This window comes from Nitrosomonas mobilis, assembly GCF_900103035.1.
GTDB lineage: Bacteria > Pseudomonadota > Gammaproteobacteria > Burkholderiales > Nitrosomonadaceae > Nitrosomonas > Nitrosomonas mobilis.
In genome coordinates this window covers 91,315-114,714 of the sequence record NZ_FMWO01000044.1, presented here as the reverse complement: position 1 = coordinate 114,714, position 23,400 = coordinate 91,315, and the positions used below count along the sequence as shown (strand labels likewise).

The window sequence follows — 23,400 nt, the reverse complement described above, 5'->3', positions numbered from 1 at the left end:
AGAATAATATTGGTCATGTGGCTGTTGCCACTGAGTGGTGCACATGCAGTCGATTTACTGCGGGCCTATGAACTTGCTTTGGTCAATGATCCAGTCTTTCGATCGGCGCTTCATGAAAATGAAGCGGGACAGCAAAATGTGAAAATTGGCTTGTCGGGCTTGCTGCCAAATCTGACGCTAACCCATGCACAGGGGATTAATCGAGGTACCCTGAGTCAGGGTGGAATCAGTGCCCCACTCAATTTCAATAATGAAGTGACCACGCTCGCTTTGCGCCAACCCCTGCTGAATCTGGAAGCGGTGGCGAGTTACCGCCAGGGTTTGGCGCGCGCCAACTCCAGCCAGTCCAAGTTTGAAGGTGATGCGGACAGGCTGATCGTGCGGTTGGCCGAGGTTTATTTCGAGGCACTCCTGGCGAAAGAGCGGCTGGCTTTGGCACAGGCAGAACGTGATGCTTTAGCTGAGCTGCAGCAGGTAAATGAAAACATGTTCAAGCACGGGGAAGGTACCCGTACCGATGTGCTGGAAACTCAGTCCCGTTTTGCCCTGGCACAGGCACAATTGATTGAATCCCAGGATACCTGGGATGCTGCTCGCCTGGCCCTGTCCGCATTGGTTGGAGAACCGGTCGAACGCCTGACCACCTTGAGAAAAGCTTTTCCGATTCAGCCACTCACCCCCGCCGACTTTGAGAGTTGGCATGAAATGGCACAGGCTAGAAATGCGGAGCTGGTAACGCAGCGTTATCTGGTAGAGACTAGTAAACAGGAGGTTACGCGCAGTCGCTCGGGGCATGCGCCCAGAGTGGATCTGGTTGCCAGCCTCAGCCGTAATAACTCGGCTTCATTCATCACGGCGGATCGTGATGCCCGGATAGCCAGTGTCGGTGTGGAAGTCAATGTTCCAATTTTTGCGGGAGGTCGTGTCAATGCGGTTACCGACCAAGCGCGCGCAAATCTGGCGCGCGCCGAAGCAGAACTTGATGCCATGACCGATCAGGCCATGCTGGAATTACGAAAACAGTATCAACTGCTGCAAAGCAGTATTTTGCGCATTCAATCACTGGAAATCGCCGTTGACTCAGCTCACCTGCTGGTGGAAGCTACCGAGAAAAGTATCCGCGGCGGAATCCGTATCAATCTCGATCTGCTGGATGCGCAAAGCCAGTTTTATGCTGCTCAAGTTAATCTGGCCGAAGCACGCTATAACTATCTACTTGCCTATTTGCGTCTGCGTTTTCTCGCTGGAACGCTGGAACGGGATGATTTGAGAAAAGTGGCAACCTATTTCTCTGCAGCAGAGTGAAGGCATTGCCTCTTCATTCTTTTTTACAGCATAACGCAGGGTCTTTATTCTAGGACCGGTATCGTTTTGCTAGCACTGGGCACACATCAGGAACGGCTCGCTTCCAGCGAATTATATGCCCGGTTCGCAGCGTTACAGTTTCAGAATGCTGATCAATGGTAGTACTGGTTTACATAGGGGCGCATACTTGTCTTACCGACTTTCGGTACTCGCTGGGCTACATGCCTGCTCGCGCTTTCAGCCAATCAGAGAATTCAGGGCCGAGTTCCGGATGTATCGATGCAAGATCCACACTGGCTTGCAATAAACCCAATTTGCTGCCGCAATCATAACGCTTACCACGGTATCGATAGGCTAGCACCTGTTCCGAATCAAGCAGTGCCGCAATACCATCGGTAAGCTGAATTTCGCCCCCTGCGCCACGCTGTTGTGTGCGGATTTGATCGAACACCGATGAAGTCAGAATATAGCGACCGGCAACTGCCAAATTGCTGGGGGCGATGCTGGGATGTGGCTTTTCTACCAGACCCGTCAGCCTGACAAGGTCGGAGGTCAGAATGTCTCCCTTGACGATGCCGTAACGTCTGGTCTGATTCTGTGGAACCTCCTGCACCGCCAGGAGGCTGCATTGATGTTGAAGATGAAGTTCCGTCATCTGCTGCAGGATAGGTGGTTCGCCAACCATCAGGTCATCAGCCAGCAACACAGCAAAAGGTTCACCACGAACCAGCCGTTCGGCGCACAATATGGCATGGCCCAGACCAAGCGGCATGGACTGGCGGATGTATACGCATTCCATGTCATCCGGTTTGACAGCATTGACAATTGCGATGAGGTCGTCTCTGCCATTAGCGGCCAGTTCTGCCTCCAGTTCATATGCTGTGTCAAAATGATCCTCGATGGCGCGTTTGTGACGGCCTGTCACAAAAATCATCTCACGTATGCCTGCAGCGTAAGCTTCCTCTACCGCGTATTGAATCAGGGGCTTATCAACTACGACCAGCATTTCTTTGGGAGATGCCTTGGTGGCGGGCAGAAAACGGGTTCCCAAGCCGGCAACCGGGAAAATTGCCTTGGTGACTATTTGCGGAGTGTCCGTATGCATAATGATGCGATCCTGAAATATATATAGGTATGGTCGTTGATTATATTCCGTATGGTGCCTTATGGCGACGGATAGCAGTAAGGATATACAATCAAAAACGATCGCATTCCGGCGATTGTTGACCATGACAATGATGATTTCGCGGTGTTTGAATCTGGCGCCATCCTGATCTACCTAGCAGAAAATATCGGACATTTTTTACCACTAAGCACATTGAAAAATTCAAAAAATCGCTTGCTGGTGCCCAACAAGAATACCTAGGCCTATATTAGCCTGATCCAGGCTCGCCAGTTTCTGGATTGCTACAGTTTCTCGGCAAAGGGGCTATATCGAGCAATATTTTAATTGCTGCCAGTCTGACTTTCCATGATGGGCTTGTCGCAGGGTCCGTCGATAGCCCTGCTACCAATTGTTCCACCCCGTCGATCTTTGCAGAATCGCAGCTGGCTAGAAAATGGCGCAGTTCATCACTACTTGCAATACCAGTGCGCCGGACAAAGTCCGGATAATCTTCCCGCAAGTGAGCTGCAAGCCATGCCTGATCTATCCATTGCTTCAGCTGGCCGTAGCTGAAACAGGTGCGTATCGCCAGATCCACAGCATCGGCATTGCTCAGATTTTCAATATTATCGAAACCTTCTCTTTCCAGCCTCAGTTCATGTGCATAGCTCATTCCCGCAAGCATAGAAAGTGGAAGCGTACGATAGCTATCGTCGGAAACGATACCCTTCATTATCCTGAGTGCAATACGTTCGATTGCCAAGGTCGCCCGTTTCGGATAAAAGCCAAAGAAAAAGGCGATGACTGGAAGCAGGCTCAGGCCTGCCGGAAGTGCTGCCCAGTCGGAATTGTCCTGTTGACCGCCATGCGCGCCATCTTGTACAACCTCACCAGTAGTCGAGGCGGCAGCGGGAGGCAAAGACTCGGCAGCAGTCGTGGAAACACTGTCACGTGCAACGACTGAGGTAGAGGGTAATTTAAGCTCGGTAGGGAAAGCAAAGTCGAAGGCGAAGGAAAGCACCAATGCCAGTATGCTCGCGACGATCATGCGGATGGCACCATCGACGAAAGTGAGAGAAGTTAGATCCATGGTGAAATATGCACGGACCACGGAGCCGATGAAATAAACATATGCCCCTAGAAAACCGAACTGGAACGCGATCTGGTTTCGGATAAGATGAGAATAATAGGCGTCCGGATCCCTTTCGTATAATTCTGCGAAAGGCCCCATCGTCAACATGTTTGCGCCAAGACTGAAATCTACGCCCGTTCCGCCTGCTGAGGAAATGGGCTTGAACAGCAGCAGGATCGAGGTACCTAGCAGCACGATAGTCGTGGTTAGCCAGACACTTCCCCGAAAGGTGCTAAAGGAAACGCGCTGCCCCATCCGCCTGCGGATTTCGCTGCGGTGCTCAGCTGGAACCTCGCGTTGCAAACGCTGTGCCTTCTGGTCCGACATGGTTTGTATATAGCTTAAAGCAAGCGATGGAACGACCAGCACCGTCAGCAACGTCATAATAAGATTGTACTGAAAAAATACCGGATCAAACCAGTGTGCTATAGCCCGGAAATCACGGTGTGCGAGCCCATCAGGGCCTGTGGGGGAGCCAAAGGCAGACTCGAGTCCAAGACTGAGAATAAATATCCCCGGTATAAAAAATATCGACCAGTCATACCAGGGCATGTGCCATTTCTTTCCCTCATTTTGATCCATGCTCATCTACGCCTCGTTTATCATGTTTTTTCTTCTGCCGCTGCGATAGCTTCGACAGCTGCCTGTCTCCAAAAACGAAGGTGGTCGAAAGGCCTTCTGAATCGAATGTTGGACAGGCTCAAGCTCCACCCGAGTAATTCCACGTGATCGGCGCGCATGATGCCACGAAATTTCCCCCATTGCGCGGAGCTAATCGGAACCATTCCATCGTTTTCCTCAGAAATAATGCGCCCATAGGGTTTGAGCCAGAACGGAAGCTCATCGACAGGGCGGCAGCCCGCATAGGAAGCGTAGTCCACATCCTCGCGGTCTGGGATAGACATGGCTGCGCATGCCTTTGGGGTTAACTCATCCAGCGCCGGGCGGCCAATATACCGAAACCAGGCCGGAATCGGCCCGCGCGATTCAAGCATCCATGCCGCCAATGGGCTGCCGCGGTGCGGGGTGGAAACAGTAAGCAAACTTTTTATGCGGTGATCCGGATCTAGATAGGTAATCAGATATCTAGCATCCAGCCCACCCATGCTATGCGCCACCAAAGCAAAAGTAGATGTGTTGCCGCGAAAAAGTTCTGAGGCAAGCGTTTCCGCGCGCTCGGCTATGGTACCGGCGACGGGAACTTCGGGGGTGAGTGGCGCAATATGCATATCGCGCAACGCTCCCTTTACACCGCGAAAATATTCAATGGGCCCTCTATGCGAGAAACCGAGAAAACCATGCAACAGAACCAGCGTAGTGCGTGCCATAAAAATGCTCTCTCTTATAAGAAAGCCCGGCGAGCCACATCCCAATCCTCGGCAAATGCTGTGGCATACCTACGGCCGGGCTGCGTGTTATCGTCGTCCTTTTATTCATGCTAGACAATATTCCGGATTCAGGCACCATTAGGGATTATGGCACTAATATCACTGAAGTTTCACGCTTTTGGTTTTGTGGCAATATTAATCGTATGCTATATCTAATTGAAAATTTAATGTTTTCTAATGAAGTGTATGCCTGCGCTCAGAAGTAATTTTGATGGGGTCTGTGTTATTTATAGCAAACCCTATCAAAATTAACCTCGACCTATAACCACAGCGAACCTTGATAACTGATAACCGTAAAACGGTGAAACTTCAGTGGTCGTGAGAAAATGATCTCTTTGCTGGACTCCCAATGATAGACTCATTCCTTTCCTCTTGCTTCACCGAATACAGGCATGTCTGCGACTAGGTACAGGAAAACTGGTTCTGTCGCATTAAGCGAGATCATCGATTCATTCGTGTAGCGTGTTGATCGTTAAAGAGATGGTGACGCTACATGCTTATTGTAAAAAGGATGCGATTTCCGATTGAGGTAATTCTGGTTTGTATCCGTTGGTACATGGCGTACCCGTTAAGTTGCCGACACCTGGAAGAAATGATGGAGGAGCGTGGTGTATCTGTAGATCATTCTACAGCGAGCCGTTGGGCGATCCGGTTTCTACCAAAATTGGAGAATATTTTCAGAAGAAAGTATAAACGCTCGGTTGGTAGAAGCTGGCGTATGGACGAGACTTATATCAAAGTCAAAAGTGCCTGGGAATACTTTTATCGTGCTGTCGACAAAGAAGAAAACACCATTAATTTCCTATTGACGGTCAAGCGTGATAAAGCAGCCGTCATGCTTTTTTTCAAGAAACAGTAATATATGTCTGAAAAAGTAGCGATGGACAAGCGTGGTGCCAATCAAGCAGCTATTGAGCGACAATTGAAACGCATTTTTTCACTCGTCCAGGCTACCTTTTTTATGAGGCAATGCGCTCCAAGATGGCGCGCATCAATCATGTATATACCAGTTGCAGTGCGAACAGTGTTCGATGCCGATAGAAAAGTACCCCTATAATCCATCATTTAGTGCTTCAAGGTACTAAATGATGGATTATAGGGGTACTTGCGCTAAATATAAATACTAATTTTTTATTTTACATGCACTGTAATGCTTTGCCGCATAGCGTAGCCATACGATTGATGCGCGCCATCTGCAAATTGCAGCGTCAAGATGTGTTTTCCTGGTGTTAGTGTTAGTGTGGTCTCAGTTTGACCTTTACCAAAATGCAAATGCGCAGGAGAATTTGGAATGACTTCGCCTGTTCTAATTGGATCTTCATCAATCAGAAGGTGATGATGGCCAGTGTTGGGTGTCATGTCCCCGGCAGGTTTGATCGCCATGCCTGTGATACCCATTTTAACAGTGAATTCCTGGTCAACAGTGGCATTGTTTTTGGGCTCAATAAAATGCACGGCTTGCTTGGGTTCCGCTGCATAGTTTGGGTCCATTGAATAACCACTACTCCCATATGGTAGTGCATCTGCACTAGCTATAAGAAGGACTGATGTGGATGCATAGATGAATAAATGCCTGATAGATAATCTGGCTGCATGCGAGCTCATGATATTTTCTCCATATTGATTTCGGTCAGTTGATGTCAAATTTGACCGTACTAGAGTGCGGCAAATTAATTTTATATGCCTCTGTTATTTTGAGTTGAGTGCTTTTTGGTGATAATTAAAACAATAAAGATGTGACTAGTATTATGTAAATTCCGGCGAATTCCTCTGTGCGCCGTTCCTCCCACTAAAAATAGTATAGAAGCATATAAATTTATGACTACTCAAATTGGGTTTTGTTCCATTTAACAACCTGGCGCGAGGTCAGTGGTAGCTCAGTCAAAAATTGCTTTGCGCGTAAAGCCAGGTGCCAGTGCCATTTAATATACAGGAGACGGCTTTCGGCACCGAGAGAAATGGTCGCCACAAAAGATACCTTGTTCTCGGAGTCCCAGCCTGCCTTGCCGCCAGGCCGATCCTGACATGGCTGATCAGATAAATTGCCAGGAACCAGTCGCTTAGCGACAAGTGGGTGCATTGGAACAGTGTGCCTGCGGTCAGAGATGTCTGCAACCAGCAGCACTTATATTGGAAGTTCTTGTGTTTTCCCGCCTTAAACAAATAGTAATTCGTGTTGCCGTAGCCTGGGCAGCTAATCCTTGCGGCCAATGGGACGCTCCCAATGCATCCGTGCATTGCTCATCTGTGCCAAAATTCGCCAGAAGTGCAGGTAAAGGACAAGCCTGTCTGGAATTGGATACGGATCATGGCCATGTCAGTTCCTCTTTGAGGAGTTTGTTTGGGCCAGTATGCCCTTGCTTATTTGATGTGTATTCCGCATTCGCGCTTCTCGTTAGCTTTTGCTGGATCGAAGTAATCCCATTCGTTGGGCAGATTGTGCTGCTTGAGATAGGCTTCCATGTTGGTATCCGTCCAGTAGAAAATCGGACTGATTTTAATGACATCAGATAGCTCATCCCTGGAGAGAATATCCAGTTTGGCCCGATGCGGATTTTGCACTTTTCGTAATGCAGTGAACCAGATTGCAGGCGCTAATTCCTTCATGCCGCGCTGAAAGGGCTCCAGTTTCATCATCGCGCTGAATTTTTTCAGTTCCTCTTCATCATCGATACTTGGAATGGGGCCATAAATGGCATCACGATGAGCAGCGGATAGCCTCGGTAGATAGATCTTAAGGTTAAGATGAAGCATATCGCAAAGTTTCTTGGCGTACCGGTAGGTTGCGGGTCGATTGTAACCGTGATCAACCCAAAGTACCGGAATATCCGGTTGTACCTGAACGCAAAGGTGAAGAATAACAGCTTCGTAAGGGCGGAAATTGGTTGATACGATGGCGCGGCCGTTGGCTTGTGCAATGCCCCAGCGAACTATTTCCGGTGCAGATTTATCTCGTAATGTCGCATTGTGCTCTGAAATTTGATTTATTGTCATTCAGTATTACCCTGCTGGATTGGAAAAATAATTCCATGCTTCCGATTGCAAAATACTAAAAATGTAATGAAGTGTCGCACTTGCCGGCAAGCGAGCGGGTGAAAACAGACCATTTCTAGTGGCGGCGGTAAATTTCGGCAATCCATGGATATACTTTGATTGCTATTTTTTGATTGAACGTATACCTTCTGAAGATCCGGATAATACTGCTCTTCCAGATCTTTTATGTAAAAGGTTTGTCAAACTTTTACGTGATACCTGGATCGATTCAATAATTCCTTAATCAATCAGAAAGGAGAAACAATGTCTATACTCGTTACTCATCCTGCTCCCGATTTTACTAAGCCCGCTGTTTTACCTGATGGCAGTTTCGACGAAAATTTTAATTTTCATACGCATATTCGCGACAAATATGCAGTATTGTTTTTTTATCCACTGGATTTTACTTTCGTTTGCCCGTCGGAAATCATTGCCCACTCTCACCGGGCGAAAGATTTTCAGCGCCGTAACGTCGAAGTCATCGGCGTGTCGGTGGACTCTCATTTCACGCATTATGCCTGGCGTAATACACCGATAACCCAGGGCGGTATCGGCCCGATCAATATCGCCCTGGTATCGGATCTGGGTGGGGAAGTGATGAATGCGTATGGGGTAAGCCATCCAGATCATGTTGCGCTGAGAGGTTCTTTCCTGATCGACAGGAAAGGTATCGTGCGTCATCAAGTAGTTAATGATTTACCGCTTGGGCGCGATGTCGATGAGATGTTGCGTATGGTCGATGCGCTGCAATTCTTTGAGGAGCGCGGTGAACTTTGCCCTGCGGGCTGGAAGAGCGGGGAGGCCGGTATGAAAGCCAGTCCTGAAGGGGTTGCGGAATATCTCAGTCAGCACGCGGATAAATTATAGATCTCAAACAATGGTTTCACTGCAGGGCGCTTCTGAAAATTGACAATTTTAAATTGAGTGGTGTTCGGTAGCTTATCCACATAACAGAAGGAGAAACACATGAATCTGGATAAAGATAAAGCGGTTGCCTTACTAAATCAGATCATGGAACTTGAACTCGCCGGCGTGGTGCGTTATACACACTATGCCCTGATGGTCTATGGCTATGGCCGCATTCCTATTGTCGAATGGCTGAACAAGCAAGCTGAGGAAGGATTGCTGCATGCCCGCAAGGCAGGTGAGCTGGTTACTCTGCTGGAAGGACATCCTTCGCTCGCCATCGGCCCGTTACTGGAGACGCACCAGCATGATAACAGTTTGGCTTGTTCAATCCCGGTTGGTGATATTCTGCGCGAATCGCTTGCACATGAGGATGCAGCACTGAAATCTTATTATCAGCTACTGGAATTGGCTCAAGGCAAATCGGTGGTGTTGGAGGAATATGCCCGCACTTTGATCGCGGAAGAGGAGCTGCATGCCGATGCCATTAGGAAAATGCTGCGGCAGCCTTGTGCTACTCCTACTGAGAAATAAATACGATTCCACACGGTTTTCTTGTTGAGTAGCCCATTTTAAGGGGCGGCATCCGGAATGCGTTTAATGTGCTCAAACCACACAGTGGCTTCACTGTCGCGCGGCGAAAGTGAGCCGCCAGAGCCCACTTTGGGTGAATTGGGAGTACAACTGTGTTTGAATTGACTGGCCTGAAAGAACCGGTAGGCGAAAATCTGCAGCTAATGCTTGGTTTCACCAATTGTGTACTGATGCCGCCCATGTTCCGATTTACTCGGCCAGCGATTTTGTATCCGATCATGCCAGCTGCAATAGGTAAGGAAGGCTATTTTCTCCGGCAGATAGCCGAACCGGGTTGTGTAATACAAGTTGAAATCCTGTAATTCGTAGGGACCGATAATGGCTTCTGTCCGTTGTGCAGGTTGATCGCTGGCTGTTTTTCCGGGAATCAATTCGGAATTAGATTCCCGTATTCAAGATGGCATGCAGAACATCGTTTGTCGCATCGCTGAGTTGCTGCATATCGGCCACCCAGCGAATGAGAAACTGGATCAGCGTCTTCGGTACACTGGCATTGATGGCATAGTGCGACATCTGATCGCCAACACCGTAAGTGCACCAGCCCAAAGCCAGTTCGCTCAGATCACCAGTGCTGAGTACCAAGGCGTGATGGTAGTTTACAAGACGGCAAAGATGATTGGTCCGCTCACCTGCCTGCACATTCTCGAATGTAACGTCGTAAACCGGTTCGCCTTGCATGACCGGATGGTTAAGATTCCGCAGCATTTCTTCCCGGAAATGCTCACACTTTAGCTAAAACTGTTTTGCCGCATGTGCTCCTGTGTCAAACGATCCAAATCAAGATCGGCGAGTAATAGCTGAGAGCCGTAATGAAAACGTTTGGATTCCGTTATTAACGTGCCATTCTCATAAACCATCGCATGCCCATCCCAGGCAAGATCCGTAGTTGATTTTCCTGTGCCGAAACCCTACAACTGTTACCAGATCAAGCGACTGTGAAGCTGTGAGCACACGATGGAGCGCGTCAATGGCGTGCTTCCTGCTGACAGTGTCACCCGCAATCCTGGACCGCTACGCAGTTTGGGGGAGGTGAATATCGAGGACTTCCGGTTGAGACCCTTCCTGAAAGCAAGTTCGGTAGATTCCATTCGTAGCCACTGCGCCACCATACCGCCGGTCAATGGTTGCTTGTCGCGCCACGGTGCTACTATATCGATAGGGAAAGATTTTTCTGCAACCAAGCGCGTATAGCTGAGCCAGTGCCCGCGACGTCGAGCGAATCCCGGAAGCCGTTTCAGACATGGTGCTTTCGTAGATAACGCAATGAATGTGCAGACTGCACACGTAGTGCAGTCTGCACATTCAATTATAACTGGTCTTTACCCGTCAAGGACCCCAGGAATGCTTTGATATCTCTAACCATCCCATGGCCGACATGATCTAGACCCAGTTGATGTTTTGCCATTAATTGAATTGCTTCATCTAAAGTTTCAACTGAACCATCATGAAAATATGGTCCTGTTTTAGTAATATTTCGTAGACTCGGCACTTTAAATACCTTCTTGTCGCTTTCAAGACCAGTCACTTCAAAGCGACCCATATCTGATGTTTCATATGGTTCAACAAGTCCGATTTTTTTGTATGAGTTGCCACCCAATGCAACACCATTGTGACAATTGGTACAGCCCATATGCATAAACTTTTTCAGGCCTCTTTTCTCACTCTTATTCAACGCATCTTCGTCGCCATTAAGAAAATCATCAAAGCGTGAAGGGGTTAATAGTGTGCGCTCAAAAGCGCCAATCGCTTTACCAATATTATTGTAATTAAATGGATATTTTTCTTGACTAAATGCTTCTGCAAATAGTGTCTGATATTCATCAATGGCTTGTATTTTCTTTACAACAGCACTTTTATTTGGCATGCCCATTTCAACAGGATTCAAAATTGGGCCTAAAGCTTGTTCTTCCACATCTCTGGCGCGTCCATCCCAAAATTGAGCAATATGAAGTGCCGCATTCATGGTGGTGGGAGAATTTCTACCACCACGCTTACCTTCATGGCCTGGAGATGTGGGTTCATTATCCACGCCAAAATTGTTGAGTCCGTGACAGGAATTACAGGAAATTTTGTCATTGACTGATAACCTTGGATCCATATACAGCATTTTGCCAAGCTTAATCAGGGCTGCATTCTCTTCTTCATCAATAATTGATGCAGGTAATGGTTCAAAAAATTGCTTAACGTTGTTCATGTCATGATGCCCGTGACCACCCCCATGCTTGCCTTCCTCATGCTCATCCCCATGACCACCACCATGCTTACCGCCTTTGTGACCATGCTCACCGCCTTGCATCATGCCACCTTTATGCCCGTGGTCGTCTCCATGTTTGCTTCCTTCATGCTTATTCCCATGATCGTGACCACTGCCATGCTTGCCTTCTTCCTGCTCATGGTTTTCCTGGTGTTCTTTGGAAGCACCGAGGTTTTTATTGTCATCTTGAGCGTATGCCTGGGCACTTAAAATTAGTGCGAGAAATAAAATAAGTTTCATGTCACCTCCATAATTTATATCAACAGCTTTTTATTGGTAAATTCCCTCGCTCTTTGAAACGAGGGAATTTAATTAATGATGATTATGTTCACTATCTTGATCACAATGTTGCATTTTCATTGTTTTGAGTTTGTTGATTTGATCAGTGGTTAAAACAGCATGAATCTCATGACGCTCCGTAATGTGATGTTCGACCATTGCATTGAAAGCATTCGTTTGATCCTTACCGATTTCGCGTAAACGGGCATCACTGGTACTGGGTTTCATACTTTCCTTTTTGAAGGTCTTCATGCTTTTTTTCAATTCTGCTTTGAGTTTTTTATGTTCCTGCTCGTGTTTCAAGTGCAGGCGTACGATTTTCCCCAATTGCTCATTACTGAGCTTTAATGTGTCTGAATGAGATATGACCATATGGGCATAATCAGGCCTATCCTTCTTCATGCTGCCATGTTTTTTGGCGCCGTGCTTGCTATCCCCCTCTTTACTCTTGTCGTGACTACCATGTGCACTTTCCTTATCTTGTTCATGCTGAGGGACCTGCGCTAGCATCAAACTCTTATTCAAAGATTGAGCACTTTCAGCTAATGAGATAGTTGGTACAGTAGAGATAGCAATAACGAATACAGTACTAACAACAGTAGAAATTATGGATTTTGAATCAATCATGGTCATTTCTCCTAAATAGTTAAAAACAATCTTAATTTAATAGCTTCCGCTATATTCCCAACCTAATGGTTCTGTTGCTCCCTTTCTAACTTTTATGCAAAGAATATTATGCATAGACGATTTTGGTGAGACATACTCATTTACCGGACTTTGCCCAAGTAACACATTATGCGATGGTATTTGCGGGATGGCTACAGTACGACGCTGGCTAGTACCTCCCGTGACTCCCAGGCAAACAGCATTCCATGTTGAGGCTATGGAAGGGGCTTTACTATCGAGTGCGTCAAGAATGTCATGCGCTGTAGTAGTGGTCATTGATTCAATCATGTAACCACTCTTTGGCACACCTGACTGGTTATTCATTATCAGTTTCACAGTAGATGTCATATAGGACTTCCAGCACACGGCGTACACTGTCATCTTTCAAGGAATAATAAACGTTTTGCCCCTCACGTCTATATTCCACAATACCCTCATAGCGTAAGCGTGACAAATGTTGCGATAACGCCGATTGACTCAAACCAATCAATTTTTCCAACTCGCTAACTGTGTGTTCCTGCTTAACAATGTTACATAACACCATCAAACGACTGGTATTTGCCATCGTCTTTAGTAATTTCGATGCCGCTTGAACATTTTTTTGCATATCGCGCATACTTATATTATCTTATTATCTTATACTAATATTAGTATAGCAGCTTATGCTACGTAAGCGTCAGTGCTTTTTTATTATCCAGACTGAACAAATTGCTAAGCTTTGACATAAGATAAATGGATAGAATTAAAATTTCTTAATTTTTAACAATCGGTTAACTAACTCTAAGGGGTCATGATGCAAAAACTAAGATTTATGAGTACTATTTTTTTATTAGTTGCTTTTATTTTTTCGGCTCAAGCGCAAGAGGCCAGCCAGGTAGGAAAGCTGGATAGCAAAATGCAGAAAGCCTTAAATGAGCAGATTAATGCAGAATTACATGCTGCATACTTATATCTTTCCATGGCTGCTTATTTTGAATCAAAAAGCTTGGTCGGAGCCGCCCATTGGATGCGCTTGCAAGCAAAGGAAGAAACTGAGCACGCCATAAAATTCTTTGATTATATTCATGATCGTGACGGTCGCGTTGTCCTAACAGGCATCAAGGCGCCCCCTAGTAATTGGGAGTCCCCTTTGGCTGCATTTCAAGATGCTTACCTACATGAGCAGAAGGTTACGGAAATGATTAATCGCTTGATAAAATTAACGGGCCAGGTAGAAGATGCTGCAACGCATAATTATCTACAATTTTTTGTGGCAGAGCAGGTCGAGGAGTTGATGTCGACTAAATTAGTTGTCGATCAACTGAATATGATAGGAGATTCTGCTCCTGGATTGCTGATGATTGATAGGCAACTGGGTGAACGGGAAGATTAGTAAAGAGTTTATTTATTTTTCACAGAATAGTGAGGAAGTCGACCCATTAACACTGACCTAAAAAGATGCTAGATCAAATCTAGTTTATAAAATCTGCAGGTGGGTATAGTCGCTAAATATGTGTGACAGCTTATCCTGCGTTCCTTACTGGGATAAACCCACCTGCTCCAGTTTTCAACCGCTCAAACACTAACTAGATTTAGTTATAACTCAGTTTGTGCAGTGTACCTACTTTTTCCCTGGTAATGCGTGTGTTGAGCTTACCTCGGTAAGTGACAATTTCACCGCTAGCCGAGCATTTTACATGCCGATGATTTGTAATACTCTCGGTGTTTTCACCCAGCCTGGGTTGGAAACAGATATTGCCAATATGTCAACTAACTTAATTTATTAAAAAATATGTCTGCTTAAGTCTTATTTTTATCTGGTTCCAATGACCGCCTGGCTATGTCCCGTCCTTGGCTTTGTGAATGAGCGCGGCAAGTTCCGGATCAATCGGCATTTTCTTAAATGGGTTGACATTGCTGCCACCAGTATTGCCCAATGGGATCAATCCCAGTACAGTTACCGTCGCGGCACCAATAGTACGTACAACCTGCCCGAGCGATTCTTTAATGGCATGGTTACGAACAGCCCACGCCAACATTAATACATGCACTTTGACGTGCCAATAAGTTGATTCTTGTCCGAGAACATGCGCTCGTTCCAGGTGGGAAAACTCCTCGTCATAGTAACTTGCCGATCTGGCCGAGGCCGCTTTGTTAAGCTCTGCCTCAATATAGGGCTTTATCTGTTTGGAAAAGCTAGTTCGCATGGTGATCTCCTGACGCGCCGCATGAATGTCTAGAAATGGAGCGTAGTGAAAGGCTCTTTCGCGTTAGGTGTTTTTCATTCAAATCGCTCATTAATTTCATTTAAGAAAAATTGCCTGATGAACTCAAAAATAGTCAACTACGATTTATTTTGAAAAAATTACTTGGAAATAGTAATAGGTAAACCGAGAGATTTTGCGTCAGTGATCGTCAATCTGAATAGGATGTAGAGTAATTGGAATGCATTAAGATTCCAGTGGGAATGCGACCCTGTTGTATCCACTGCGTAATATTTTCCATGTAAATAAGTGGACAGATTAACATCGGGCGGGAGTTTATCTGCGATGATAAGCCCTAAGGTATGGCTGGGATTCTCATCTCTGGCAATGGGTGGTGTGCGCGGATCTTTCTCAACGTAATATTCTGCTTCTTCACTCAGAGAATGAGAGATAAAGTTGAGAATTGTATGGAAACTTCTGAGTCGGAAAGAGCCTCTTATTGGCCATTCACCGCCAGGATAGCCTGGTCTGATATCGAAAGCGACATCATTTTCTATCCAGGGATTGATCAAGTCGTATAACTCTGCGCGCTCTTCACAACAGAGTATATCTGGATCATAGTTTGTGATGAGAATAGGGCCCAACAATTGTTTGCTAAGCGTATACGTGCCTTTTTGCTGGTCGTAATTCACACTAAAATCGTTTTCTATGGCCTGAAACAGTCCTTCCGTCGAAACCGCACCAGCAGGTATAGTCCAGTTGCGCTCAAGTGTCAACGGTTCAGCATACAGTTTTTTCTGATCTTGAATGGCTGAGAGATGGAGCGCGACACGACGAAACATCTCGTAACCATCTTGATCTGATGGGCTATTATGATAGGTGATTTGTTGCAAATGTGCGCGCTGCCGGTTGCGTTGGCGATGCTTCTGCTCTTGGGTCAATTGAATGCCGGGAAGTTGATAATAGATATCCTGGTTTTTTGTATCCAAGATATTTGGAGAAACAGGTCTCTGTTTTGAGCCATGGCGCAAGCGCCGCTGGTGACCTCGCTCCCCAGATCCTGGATTATTGCGAATAGCAGTTTTTTGTTCCGTGTGATACAAGCGCAGTTCCTGCGCCATCATCCGCAACATAAGGTCAACATCAAAGTGCTGACGAAGTAACAAGGTCAACTTATGTTGACTGAATGGGGTCAGGAGTCGTTTCGTAAATTCTTCTCCTGAAATTGGATCAATGCTGAAAGTAGGATTTTCTGAAACGCCCCCTCCAAATATTGGTGCCAACAGACTACCACTATCTCCTGTCAGCGCAGGAGTTGCCCCTGCATTCGCACTAAAACTGAAAGTGGCTGCAATATTTGAAACCCTTGTGAAATGCAACGGCTCATGATGCCGGGCGCGAACAATATTAATCAAAAGTTGCTTAGATTCTGCACGGATAGCAGCGTCGTCATAAACTTCGACTGCCCGGTTTAACACAATAGGCGACAAGCAACCCGAGAGTGTTGAAATAACAAATAAAACAAGCAATATACGTGCTAATTTTCTCATTAATAATAGGCCTGTAAATTTATTGGTTCTGTCGCATTAAGTGCAAAAGTGCCATTTAACGGTACACGATGCCAAGCAAACGTTGGAGACGGGCCGCCTGCGCTCACAGTTTTATAGTCAGCTGGCGACCCAAAGTAAGCAAACTGGGTAAATCGGCAGAGGCGTCGTCATAAACAACACGGCTATCGGTCAAACCAATGGTCCGCGGGCAGCGTGCACTCAAGCGCGGATCATGCGTCACAATCTCAATCGCACATTGATGTTCAACGTTAAAACGCTCAAATAAACTAAACACCTCATTCGCCGTGTGCGTATCCAGATTACCGGTAGGCTCATCGGTAAACACCAACGCAGGGCCGCGTCACCAAAGCCCGCGCAATCGCTACCCGTTGCTGCTGGCCGCCAGACAAACGATTCGTTTATTGACGCGCAAAACTGGCAACACATTAAAACAACCAATCCAGTCGAATCCGTCTTTGCAACTGTCCGGCCGAGAACAGCCAGAACCAAAAACTGTGGAAACCGGACGACTACTTTGACAATGGCGTTCAAACTGATGGAAGTGGCGCAGAAGAAATGGTACGACTAAGGCGCTATAAATTTGTTAGCAGATGTTGTGCAGAGTATCAAATTCGTTAACGGTATTAAACAAAATGGAGGTCAAAAACAGGTGGCCACTTGATTCTCTATACACTAGATTTGACAATAACTCCTTTCTCTGGTGTGGCGTCACTCTTTCAAGCTTTGCCGTTGATAGCTGGAATTCTTTAGTTTTCATTGCAGACTCTATCTTATTGACTCATATAAGAACAGTGTAGATTACTACTTAACGATGACTTAGCCAATAAAATTAAAGTCTTGCATAAAATGACCTATCAATTCAGTAGTATTGAGCTCATCGATCATAAAAATAATGGCGCTGCATGAGACCCAGTATGCTCTCGTCGGCTAAGGCCATAATCACGCTCTTTTCATATGAGCCCTGTCTTTCTTATCCATTGAGTGAATTCAGCAAGAAACGGGTCGATCTATGCAGCGCTGTTCAATAAAGTGTTCTCTGGTTCAGCGTAAATGCGGGCGCAGCAACTGGAATGTTAAATGACAAGATTGCTACCGTTACCGACACGAGCGCGCTAAAGTGATTGCGGTGACACGCCAAAAAATGGTATTCGAGTGAACGCCTTGTTACCCGGTGCTATGGATATAGCCATGACCAAGGAATTTGGTGATTCTACCAAAGTACGGATATTTATTAAGCATATGCATGCGCTAAAACGTATCGCGACACCTGAAAAGATCACACTACCAGCGGTATATCGATCTGTAAAATCTGATTTTTAGAATTAGGGTGAGTCTATTATGACAACTCAAGATGAAGTTATTCAGGATAGTAAGACATACTATCGAATGGCGAATGCAATTGACTATCTTCAGCGGCACTTCAAAGAGCAGCCGTCGTTGGATCAGGTGGCTGCCGAAGTAAATATGAGTCCCTTTCATTTCCAACGGCTGTTCTCGGATTGGGCAGGAATCAGTCCCAAGAAATTTGTCCAATACCTAAGTCTTGGCTATGCCAAGCAGCTAATAAGTAATGAGCAGTCGACATTGCTTGATACTGCGTACGCAACCGGGTTATCCGGCACTGGTCGCCTGCACGATCTGTTTGTCTCGATTGAGGGAATGACGCCGGGAGAATTTAAAAATGGCGGAGAGCAGCTGAATATTAACTACTCTTTTGCCAACAGTCCTTTCGGCAAGTTGATTGTGGCATCAACCACAAAGGGCATCTGTCATCTGTTTTTTGAGGAGAATGAAGAACAAGCGTTATCTGATTTAAAATCACGCTTCCCGAACGCAATATACCGTCAAGTCATGGACCGGTTGCAGCAGGACGCGTTGCTTATTTTTCAAAAGGACTGGCGCCAGATGAACCAAATTAAACTGCATCTTAGTGGCACATCTTTTCAGCTGAAGGTTTGGGAAAGTTTGCTAACTATTCCCGAAGGTGGATTAACTACGTACGGCAATCTGGCTGGAAAAATCAATAAGCCGAAAGCGTTTAGAGCCGTTGGCAGCGCTATTGGCAGTAATCCGGTCGCTTTTCTTATTCCCTGTCACCGAGTTATACAATCCAGTGGGCGTCTGGGCGGATACCGCTGGGGTACCACGCGGAAATCGGTTTTGATTGGTTGGGAAGCCGCCAGGTTGGAAGCAGTAAGGGCGAGTGAATAACACATGCTCGATGTGCAAAATAAACTGGAATCCATTGACTGGGTAAGGGTTAGCGAGGCGATGCATAACAAGGGTTATGCCATTGTGCCCGGCGTTTTTTCCAAAGGCCATTGTCAACATTTTATCGATCAATATGACAATTCAACGGCATACCGTAAAACGGTTGTAATGGAGCGATATCGTTTTGGGCGAGGTGAATATAAATACTTTGCTTATCTACTGCCAGACATTATTCAGCGAATACGAGAAACGGTGTACCCAAAGTTGGTTCCGATTGCCAATCTATGGATGAACCAACTGGAAATCGACAAACAATTTCCATTGACATATCAGGGCTTGCTTGCCGAGTGCAAAGCTAACCAGCAACTGAAACCAACGCCATTAATTCTTAAATACGGACGGGGTGATTTTAATACCTTGCATCAGGATTTGTACGGCGAAGTTTACTTTCCCATGCAAGCGGTATTTTTACTGAATGACCCGACGACAGATTTCAGCGGCGGCGAGCTTGTTTTAACGCAGCAAACACCACGGGCTCAGTCGAAAGCCATAGTGGTAAATTTAAAGCTGGGAGACATGGTGATTTTTACCACGTACTTCAGGCCAGTGAAGGGAACCAGGGGATATTATCGGGCACCCATGAAGCATGGCGTGAGTGAAGTACACAGCGGTCAACGGCATACATTAGGTGTCATTTTTCATGATGCAACCAGTTAACGGTGTATTGAATCATCGTGATATTAGCGACCAGAAGCTAAGGTCATTTATCAGCAGAGCGAGATTTGTTCGACGAACTTCTAAAAAATCCCATTAGCGTATTGACACAGGATGGCGATGTTTCCTACTACGGCACGTTGATGTCCTGGCGGGAGGCAGACTTTTATCTGGCACAGCTGTTGGACACTGTTGCGTGGCAGCACGATGAGGCCGTTATTTTTGGCAAGCACATTATTACTAAACGGAAAGTGGCCTGGTATGGCGATAAACCTTATAGCTACACCTATTCCAACACCACTAAATCTGCCTTGCCATGGACACCTCAGCTAGTGGATTTGAAGACGCAAGTGGAACTAACAACTGGTGAAAAATTTAATTCTTGCCTGCTTAACCTGTATCACGATGGCTCGGAAGGAATGGCCTGGCACAGCGATGGCGAAACCGATTTAAAGAAAAACGGCGCAATTGCCTCCCTGAGTTTTGGTGCTGCACGAAAGTTCAGCTTTAAGCATAAACGCACTAAAGACATTGTATCCATAACGTTACAACATGGCAGCCTGTTGGTCATGAAAGGAACTACTCAGGCTAACTGGTTGCACCGTTTACCGCTAACGAAAAGGGTACAGGAACCAAGAGTAAACTTAACGTTTAGAACGATCGTTAATCGTTGATTACCAAAAACATGAGAACTCACAAACATAGTTACGGGGTCTAAAGTCCTGCAGTACGGAAGCATACGCTAAGGAAAATCAAACCGTTATCCGAGTATAAATAATTGATTATTAGATATTAATAAAAATTAAACAATACTAGACTCAAAACATTACCTGATTACCAAGAAGTTTCAACCAGTCTTAGCAGCCGACCCGGCGGGGGTGGCGTCCGGACTGACGCATGAACCAATCTGGTTACAATTGCATCGAGCGTAAACCGCTGATTAAATAGATATTCAAATTCCGCCAGATAGCGTGGCAGATGTTTTGATTGAATCGTATGATAAGTTCCTTGCATCCCAGATTTAACATTGCCCAACAGGGTATTGATCCAGTGAAACGCCAGTAGCCCGAACTCCCGTTACAATGGCTTCATGCTTGATACCGTGACCCTGCAATACCGGTGTAAGCAGATGCAGATGGGCAGCCAACAGGTAACGCAGCGAAATCAGCAATGAAATCACCCATTGACACACCAAGGACGGAGACCCTGCGACATTTCGGTAAGCTCTGCTGGTGACGCCGTATGTATATAAGAAAGGGTGGCGCCCCCTTTCCCTTTTCTATTGAATACTCTGCTTACGCCAGTTATCAACGGCAGTTGACAAGCGATTATCCTTGATAGGCTTCTGCCATTCATCCCAAAAATCGACCGTACCGCTATTTGGTTTGTTTTTGGGCTCGTCGATTCTGATCCGGCTTGGTAGCAGACTGGCATCACCGACAACAAGCGCTTCGCCTGTATCGAGAGTCGGCAAGATGTCACTGAACCCGCCAAGACTATCCGGAAGTAGACGCTTGATAACGCCCTGATCTTCAGCGTTGGTCAATCTCATGGATACGAAGTTGCTACACTGGCTGAGCATCGTCTTATTTACTTCGGACGGACGTTGACTTATTACCACAAGGCTGACGCCGTATTTACGACCTTCCTTAGCAATGCGCTCGAAAATATCGAGCGAGATGTCGTCGGCAGAGTCGGCCATGTTGCGCTGAGGCATGTAGAGATGCGCCTCATCACACAAGAGCGCAATAGGATGACGTAGCTCCGATGGTGTCCACTGTTGGACGGAGAACGAGACCCTCGCAACTAGAGATACGATCAATGGCAGTACGTCAGAAGGCACTTCCGAGAAGTTAATGATCTTAATCCCGGCCTTGCTATTCTCACTGGTGCTCCCGAGCACCGCAGTGGTGAATTTCTCAAGCCAGGTGAAATCCAATAGCTCTCTACCGCCGTTGAACATAAAGCCAAGGCGTCTATCAGAGATTTTGTTCTCAAGGCGTGAAATCATTCGGGCGAGTTTTCCGAAGAAATCGCCTTGCTTCTCTTTGCCACCCGCCCCAGGAACCATCTGGACGTTGATGTCATTCAACCGCCTCATAAGGCCATCGAGAGCAAACGGAACTGGACTATCGACGGTGAAATGCTTCAACACATCTTGCTGACCGTTTTCCTCCAGATACTTTTGCTTCGCCTGGTTGATTTCGCGCGCCATAATCATGGCCTGGTTGGGGGCATTCTGGTCGCTGCGGTCGACGAACATGGACACGAGCGCTTCATACGAAAGCAGCCAGTACGGCAGGTAGATCACACCGTCGCCAATAGTTTTCTTGGCCTCAACGTCTGCTGGTCCGGCGACCTTAAAGTGTTGAATGCCCCGTCCTACAAGTGGTGAGTATTCACCATGGAGGTCGAAGACGATGGCGTTGGCTGTAGAAAGCTCCGACATTTGCTCGATGATCTTGGCTGTCGTCCAGGACTTACCTGAACCGGTGCTGCCGCCAATGAATGCGTGGCGCTGGAAAAATTTGTTACCGTTGAGGTAGGCAACAGCGTGCTCGTCCAGCGTGTATTTGCCGAGAGTGAGGGAATTTCCGTCGGCTGAGACGCTGGAAAGGGTGCGCATGAACGCTGTGAGGTTTTCGCCTTCGAGCGAGAAGCAGTTCGCGTCAATTTCGGGAACGCTTTCGAGAGTGCGGCGGAACACGTTTTCCTTTTCGCCATCACGATCCAGCATGGTGCCGATCAGGGCGATACGGCACAGATTTAACTCTGAAGCGTGGTCGTTGATGCCGTTATTGATAATCTCTTCGATGCCACGCTTTCGAGTCACCTGCGTAATGAGACCGATGAGGTGTTGTCCCGGCCTGCTGCTTTGTAGTACAGCGAGATGGTTAACCTGCAATCTTTTGAGTTGGTCGACGTTCTCCACCTCTACGATCACATTTGTAGTGTCGACGGAGGCAACCTTCCCCAGTGCTTCTTTGTCCTTAAAGTTAAAAATCGGCATCTTTTCTTCCTACATGATGAGTGACAGGTAACCTTCAAGACTCCAGATATTTTTTTCCACTTTCAGCGGATTCTTATCCAGAGAGGAATAAACGATCGATTGGTCGTCGTTTTCGCCCCGTTCTATTGCCAGGTAGTTCTGTGCGCCTCGCTCAAGAATAAGCTTTCTGGCTAAGCCAGAAAGCGCGTAGGTGATAACCGTCATTGGTGTTTTCTGCCGAAGGCACTTCTCCATCAGTTTCGGCTGTATATGTTCGTCGTTAAAACCATAACCAATGCAAAGGTACGAACCGGCATCATTGAGAGCCTGATCAGCGCGACTGATAATGGAACGGAACGGCTCAAGATGAGTTGTTTGGTATTTTTGCGTTCCAGGTGTCACGACCTGCGGCTGGTAGTTATCCGGTATGTCTTGGATATTTGGGAGGGCGACAGTATCTTCCAGAGGGGACTGGAACCAATCCAGAGACCCATGGACCTTCCAAATATTAGCCTTGCGCTCAGAGGTAATTTCTGAAGGGTCTGCGAGCTGGCGGAAGAAGCCGTGGGTGAACCCAGTATAATGGTGGATTCGCCCCTGATCGCATGCATACTCCGCTAGGCGATCATAGTTTGTAGTGACAATGTTGATTGTTTTGAGACTGCTTTTGAACATATGCTCAAGAAGGCGGCTCAATGGAAACAACGCATTATCTTGGAGGCTCATCTGAAAGATCTTGCTATCTTCAGAGCTAATCAGCCCCCAAGTGGATTTGACAATTCTGGATGTCAAATCTTCGGAAGCTGTTACTTGGTGCAGAGCGTCTTCTAGGTTAACTTTATCCTTCAACAGCTGGCAGAATTTCTCCCATGCTTCGATTTCGGCAGCATTTAGCCCAGAAACGTCAGCATTTTCAACCAGATGGTCCGCTAGCGCCTGGATTCCAGGCATGCCGTGCGCAGCCGAGGCACCGCTGCCTAAAATGATGACAGGTGCCTTCCCGTAAAAGTTCTGTGCTTGCTTGTGGTAGTTCACATCGGGCATACTATTCCCGCCATTATTTTCTCTGC

General features: G+C 46.6%; 29 protein-coding genes and 2 pseudogenes. 12 read left to right on the top strand and 19 right to left on the bottom strand.

Annotated features, from left to right (window positions below; all coding sequences use genetic code 11):
- Window positions 1-15 precede the first annotated feature (15 nt).
- Window positions 16-1,305, top strand: coding sequence for a TolC family outer membrane protein (locus NSMM_RS05820; RefSeq protein ID WP_090285517.1), 1,290 nt, complete (start codon window positions 16-18; stop codon window positions 1,303-1,305).
- Between the two features lie 217 nt (window positions 1,306-1,522).
- On the opposite strand, the gene galU is transcribed toward NSMM_RS05820, so the two are convergent.
- Window positions 1,523-2,410 (bottom strand): UTP--glucose-1-phosphate uridylyltransferase GalU, encoded by an 888-nt coding sequence (galU, locus tag NSMM_RS05815; protein ID WP_090285584.1) that lies wholly within the window; start codon window positions 2,408-2,410, stop codon window positions 1,523-1,525.
- A 90-nt stretch (window positions 2,411-2,500) separates the two neighbouring features.
- On the opposite strand from galU, the gene NSMM_RS16020 reads away from it, so the two are divergent.
- Window positions 2,501-2,671, top strand: coding sequence for a thioredoxin domain-containing protein (locus NSMM_RS16020; RefSeq protein ID WP_218121027.1), 171 nt, complete (start codon window positions 2,501-2,503; stop codon window positions 2,669-2,671).
- 7 nt (window positions 2,672-2,678) lie between these two features.
- On the opposite strand, the gene NSMM_RS05810 is transcribed toward NSMM_RS16020, so the two are convergent.
- Both NSMM_RS05810 and NSMM_RS05805 read right to left on the bottom strand, forming a co-directional pair.
- Window positions 2,679-4,124 carry a hypothetical protein gene (locus tag NSMM_RS05810; protein WP_090285515.1) on the bottom strand — a complete coding sequence of 482 codons (1,446 nt, stop codon included), beginning with the start codon at window positions 4,122-4,124 and terminating at the stop codon, window positions 2,679-2,681.
- Between the two features lie 20 nt (window positions 4,125-4,144).
- Window positions 4,145-4,870, bottom strand: coding sequence for an esterase/lipase family protein (locus tag NSMM_RS05805; protein ID WP_090285513.1), 726 nt, complete (start codon window positions 4,868-4,870; stop codon window positions 4,145-4,147).
- A gap of 553 nt (window positions 4,871-5,423) precedes the next feature.
- On the opposite strand from NSMM_RS05805, the pseudogene NSMM_RS05800 reads away from it, so the two are divergent.
- Window positions 5,424-5,786: pseudogene (locus tag NSMM_RS05800) on the top strand (IS6 family transposase); the annotation flags it as partial.
- A 275-nt stretch (window positions 5,787-6,061) separates the two neighbouring features.
- Here NSMM_RS05800 and NSMM_RS05790 read toward each other — a convergent pair.
- The 3 genes from NSMM_RS05790 to NSMM_RS05780 all read right to left on the bottom strand — a co-directional run bounded on the left by NSMM_RS05790 (window position 6,062) and on the right by NSMM_RS05780 (window position 7,924).
- A complete protein-coding gene (locus NSMM_RS05790) occupies window positions 6,062-6,535 on the bottom strand; it encodes a DUF4399 domain-containing protein (protein ID WP_090285509.1) in 474 nt (157 codons plus the stop codon).
- 217 nt (window positions 6,536-6,752) lie between these two features.
- Window positions 6,753-7,010, bottom strand: coding sequence for a hypothetical protein (locus NSMM_RS05785; RefSeq protein WP_143001872.1), 258 nt, complete (start codon window positions 7,008-7,010; stop codon window positions 6,753-6,755).
- 281 nt (window positions 7,011-7,291) lie between these two features.
- Window positions 7,292-7,924 carry a phosphoadenosine phosphosulfate reductase domain-containing protein gene (locus NSMM_RS05780; protein ID WP_090285505.1) on the bottom strand — a complete coding sequence of 211 codons (633 nt, stop codon included), beginning with the start codon at window positions 7,922-7,924 and terminating at the stop codon, window positions 7,292-7,294.
- 303 nt (window positions 7,925-8,227) lie between these two features.
- On the opposite strand from NSMM_RS05780, the gene NSMM_RS05775 reads away from it, so the two are divergent.
- The 3 genes from NSMM_RS05775 (at window position 8,228) to NSMM_RS16015 (ending at window position 9,765) form a co-directional block, all read left to right on the top strand.
- On the top strand, window positions 8,228-8,830 hold the full coding sequence (locus NSMM_RS05775; protein WP_090285503.1) for a peroxiredoxin: 603 nt from the start codon (window positions 8,228-8,230) through the stop codon (window positions 8,828-8,830).
- A gap of 99 nt (window positions 8,831-8,929) precedes the next feature.
- Complete coding sequence (locus NSMM_RS05770; protein WP_090285501.1) at window positions 8,930-9,403, top strand: ferritin-like domain-containing protein; 474 nt, start codon at window positions 8,930-8,932, stop codon at window positions 9,401-9,403.
- 152 nt (window positions 9,404-9,555) lie between these two features.
- A complete protein-coding gene (locus tag NSMM_RS16015) occupies window positions 9,556-9,765 on the top strand; it encodes a hypothetical protein (protein ID WP_090285499.1) in 210 nt (69 codons plus the stop codon).
- A 76-nt stretch (window positions 9,766-9,841) separates the two neighbouring features.
- On the opposite strand, the gene NSMM_RS16010 is transcribed toward NSMM_RS16015, so the two are convergent.
- The 5 genes from NSMM_RS16010 to NSMM_RS05745 form a co-directional block, all read right to left on the bottom strand.
- Entirely contained in the window at window positions 9,842-10,168 is a 327-nt protein-coding gene (locus tag NSMM_RS16010) for a hypothetical protein (RefSeq protein WP_090285497.1), read from the bottom strand.
- A 212-nt stretch (window positions 10,169-10,380) separates the two neighbouring features.
- Complete coding sequence (locus NSMM_RS15110; RefSeq protein WP_143001871.1) at window positions 10,381-10,644, bottom strand: hypothetical protein; 264 nt, start codon at window positions 10,642-10,644, stop codon at window positions 10,381-10,383.
- Window positions 10,645-10,769: 125 nt separating this feature from the next.
- Window positions 10,770-11,957, bottom strand: a complete 1,188-nt coding sequence (locus tag NSMM_RS05755) for a cytochrome-c peroxidase (protein ID WP_090285495.1) — start codon at window positions 11,955-11,957, stop codon at window positions 10,770-10,772.
- Between the two features lie 72 nt (window positions 11,958-12,029).
- Entirely contained in the window at window positions 12,030-12,623 is a 594-nt protein-coding gene (locus NSMM_RS05750; RefSeq protein ID WP_176753866.1) for a Spy/CpxP family protein refolding chaperone, read from the bottom strand.
- 355 nt (window positions 12,624-12,978) lie between these two features.
- Window positions 12,979-13,278 carry an ArsR/SmtB family transcription factor gene (locus NSMM_RS05745; RefSeq protein ID WP_090285492.1) on the bottom strand — a complete coding sequence of 100 codons (300 nt, stop codon included), beginning with the start codon at window positions 13,276-13,278 and terminating at the stop codon, window positions 12,979-12,981.
- A gap of 177 nt (window positions 13,279-13,455) precedes the next feature.
- On the opposite strand from NSMM_RS05745, the gene NSMM_RS05740 reads away from it, so the two are divergent.
- Window positions 13,456-14,034, top strand: coding sequence for a ferritin (locus NSMM_RS05740; RefSeq protein WP_090285490.1), 579 nt, complete (start codon window positions 13,456-13,458; stop codon window positions 14,032-14,034).
- A 445-nt stretch (window positions 14,035-14,479) separates the two neighbouring features.
- On the opposite strand, the gene NSMM_RS05735 is transcribed toward NSMM_RS05740, so the two are convergent.
- The 4 genes from NSMM_RS05735 to NSMM_RS17010 form a co-directional block, all read right to left on the bottom strand.
- On the bottom strand, window positions 14,480-14,848 hold the full coding sequence (locus NSMM_RS05735) for a DUF3703 domain-containing protein (protein WP_090285488.1): 369 nt from the start codon (window positions 14,846-14,848) through the stop codon (window positions 14,480-14,482).
- A 158-nt stretch (window positions 14,849-15,006) separates the two neighbouring features.
- On the bottom strand, window positions 15,007-16,395 hold the full coding sequence (locus tag NSMM_RS05730; protein ID WP_090285487.1) for a hypothetical protein: 1,389 nt from the start codon (window positions 16,393-16,395) through the stop codon (window positions 15,007-15,009).
- A gap of 103 nt (window positions 16,396-16,498) precedes the next feature.
- The gene (locus tag NSMM_RS16005) at window positions 16,499-16,741 is read right to left on the bottom strand and encodes a hypothetical protein (RefSeq protein WP_425412353.1); all 243 of its coding nucleotides are present in this window, start codon (window positions 16,739-16,741) and stop codon (window positions 16,499-16,501) included.
- Complete coding sequence (locus NSMM_RS17010) at window positions 16,728-16,805, bottom strand: ATP-binding cassette domain-containing protein (RefSeq protein ID WP_425412352.1); 78 nt, start codon at window positions 16,803-16,805, stop codon at window positions 16,728-16,730. The genes NSMM_RS16005 and NSMM_RS17010 overlap by 14 nt, the downstream gene beginning before the upstream one ends.
- A gap of 17 nt (window positions 16,806-16,822) precedes the next feature.
- Between NSMM_RS17010 and NSMM_RS17005 the strand changes: the two are divergent.
- From NSMM_RS17005 to NSMM_RS05705, 5 genes and pseudogenes are all read left to right on the top strand, one after another.
- Window positions 16,823-17,077 (top strand): annotated as a pseudogene (locus NSMM_RS17005) (IS256 family transposase); the annotation flags it as partial.
- A gap of 485 nt (window positions 17,078-17,562) precedes the next feature.
- On the top strand, window positions 17,563-17,736 hold the full coding sequence (locus tag NSMM_RS17000; RefSeq protein ID WP_425412351.1) for a hypothetical protein: 174 nt from the start codon (window positions 17,563-17,565) through the stop codon (window positions 17,734-17,736).
- A gap of 18 nt (window positions 17,737-17,754) precedes the next feature.
- The gene (locus NSMM_RS05715; protein WP_090285483.1) at window positions 17,755-18,627 is read left to right on the top strand and encodes a methylated-DNA--[protein]-cysteine S-methyltransferase; all 873 of its coding nucleotides are present in this window, start codon (window positions 17,755-17,757) and stop codon (window positions 18,625-18,627) included.
- Between the two features lie 3 nt (window positions 18,628-18,630).
- On the top strand, window positions 18,631-19,344 hold the full coding sequence (locus NSMM_RS05710; protein WP_090285481.1) for a 2OG-Fe(II) oxygenase: 714 nt from the start codon (window positions 18,631-18,633) through the stop codon (window positions 19,342-19,344).
- Window positions 19,345-19,409: 65 nt separating this feature from the next.
- Entirely contained in the window at window positions 19,410-20,015 is a 606-nt protein-coding gene (locus NSMM_RS05705) for an alpha-ketoglutarate-dependent dioxygenase AlkB family protein (protein WP_245654695.1), read from the top strand.
- Between the two features lie 160 nt (window positions 20,016-20,175).
- On the opposite strand, the gene NSMM_RS16995 is transcribed toward NSMM_RS05705, so the two are convergent.
- From NSMM_RS16995 to NSMM_RS05690, 4 genes are all read right to left on the bottom strand, one after another.
- Window positions 20,176-20,355, bottom strand: a complete 180-nt coding sequence (locus tag NSMM_RS16995; RefSeq protein WP_090285479.1) for a hypothetical protein — start codon at window positions 20,353-20,355, stop codon at window positions 20,176-20,178.
- 7 nt (window positions 20,356-20,362) lie between these two features.
- Window positions 20,363-20,512 (bottom strand): hypothetical protein, encoded by a 150-nt coding sequence (locus NSMM_RS15560; RefSeq protein WP_176753864.1) that lies wholly within the window; start codon window positions 20,510-20,512, stop codon window positions 20,363-20,365.
- Window positions 20,513-20,620: 108 nt separating this feature from the next.
- Window positions 20,621-22,351, bottom strand: a complete 1,731-nt coding sequence (locus tag NSMM_RS05695) for an ATP-binding protein (RefSeq protein WP_090285477.1) — start codon at window positions 22,349-22,351, stop codon at window positions 20,621-20,623.
- Window positions 22,352-22,360: 9 nt separating this feature from the next.
- Window positions 22,361-23,374 (bottom strand): SIR2 family protein, encoded by a 1,014-nt coding sequence (locus tag NSMM_RS05690; protein WP_090285476.1) that lies wholly within the window; start codon window positions 23,372-23,374, stop codon window positions 22,361-22,363.
- Between the last annotated feature and the right edge of the window lie 26 nt (window positions 23,375-23,400).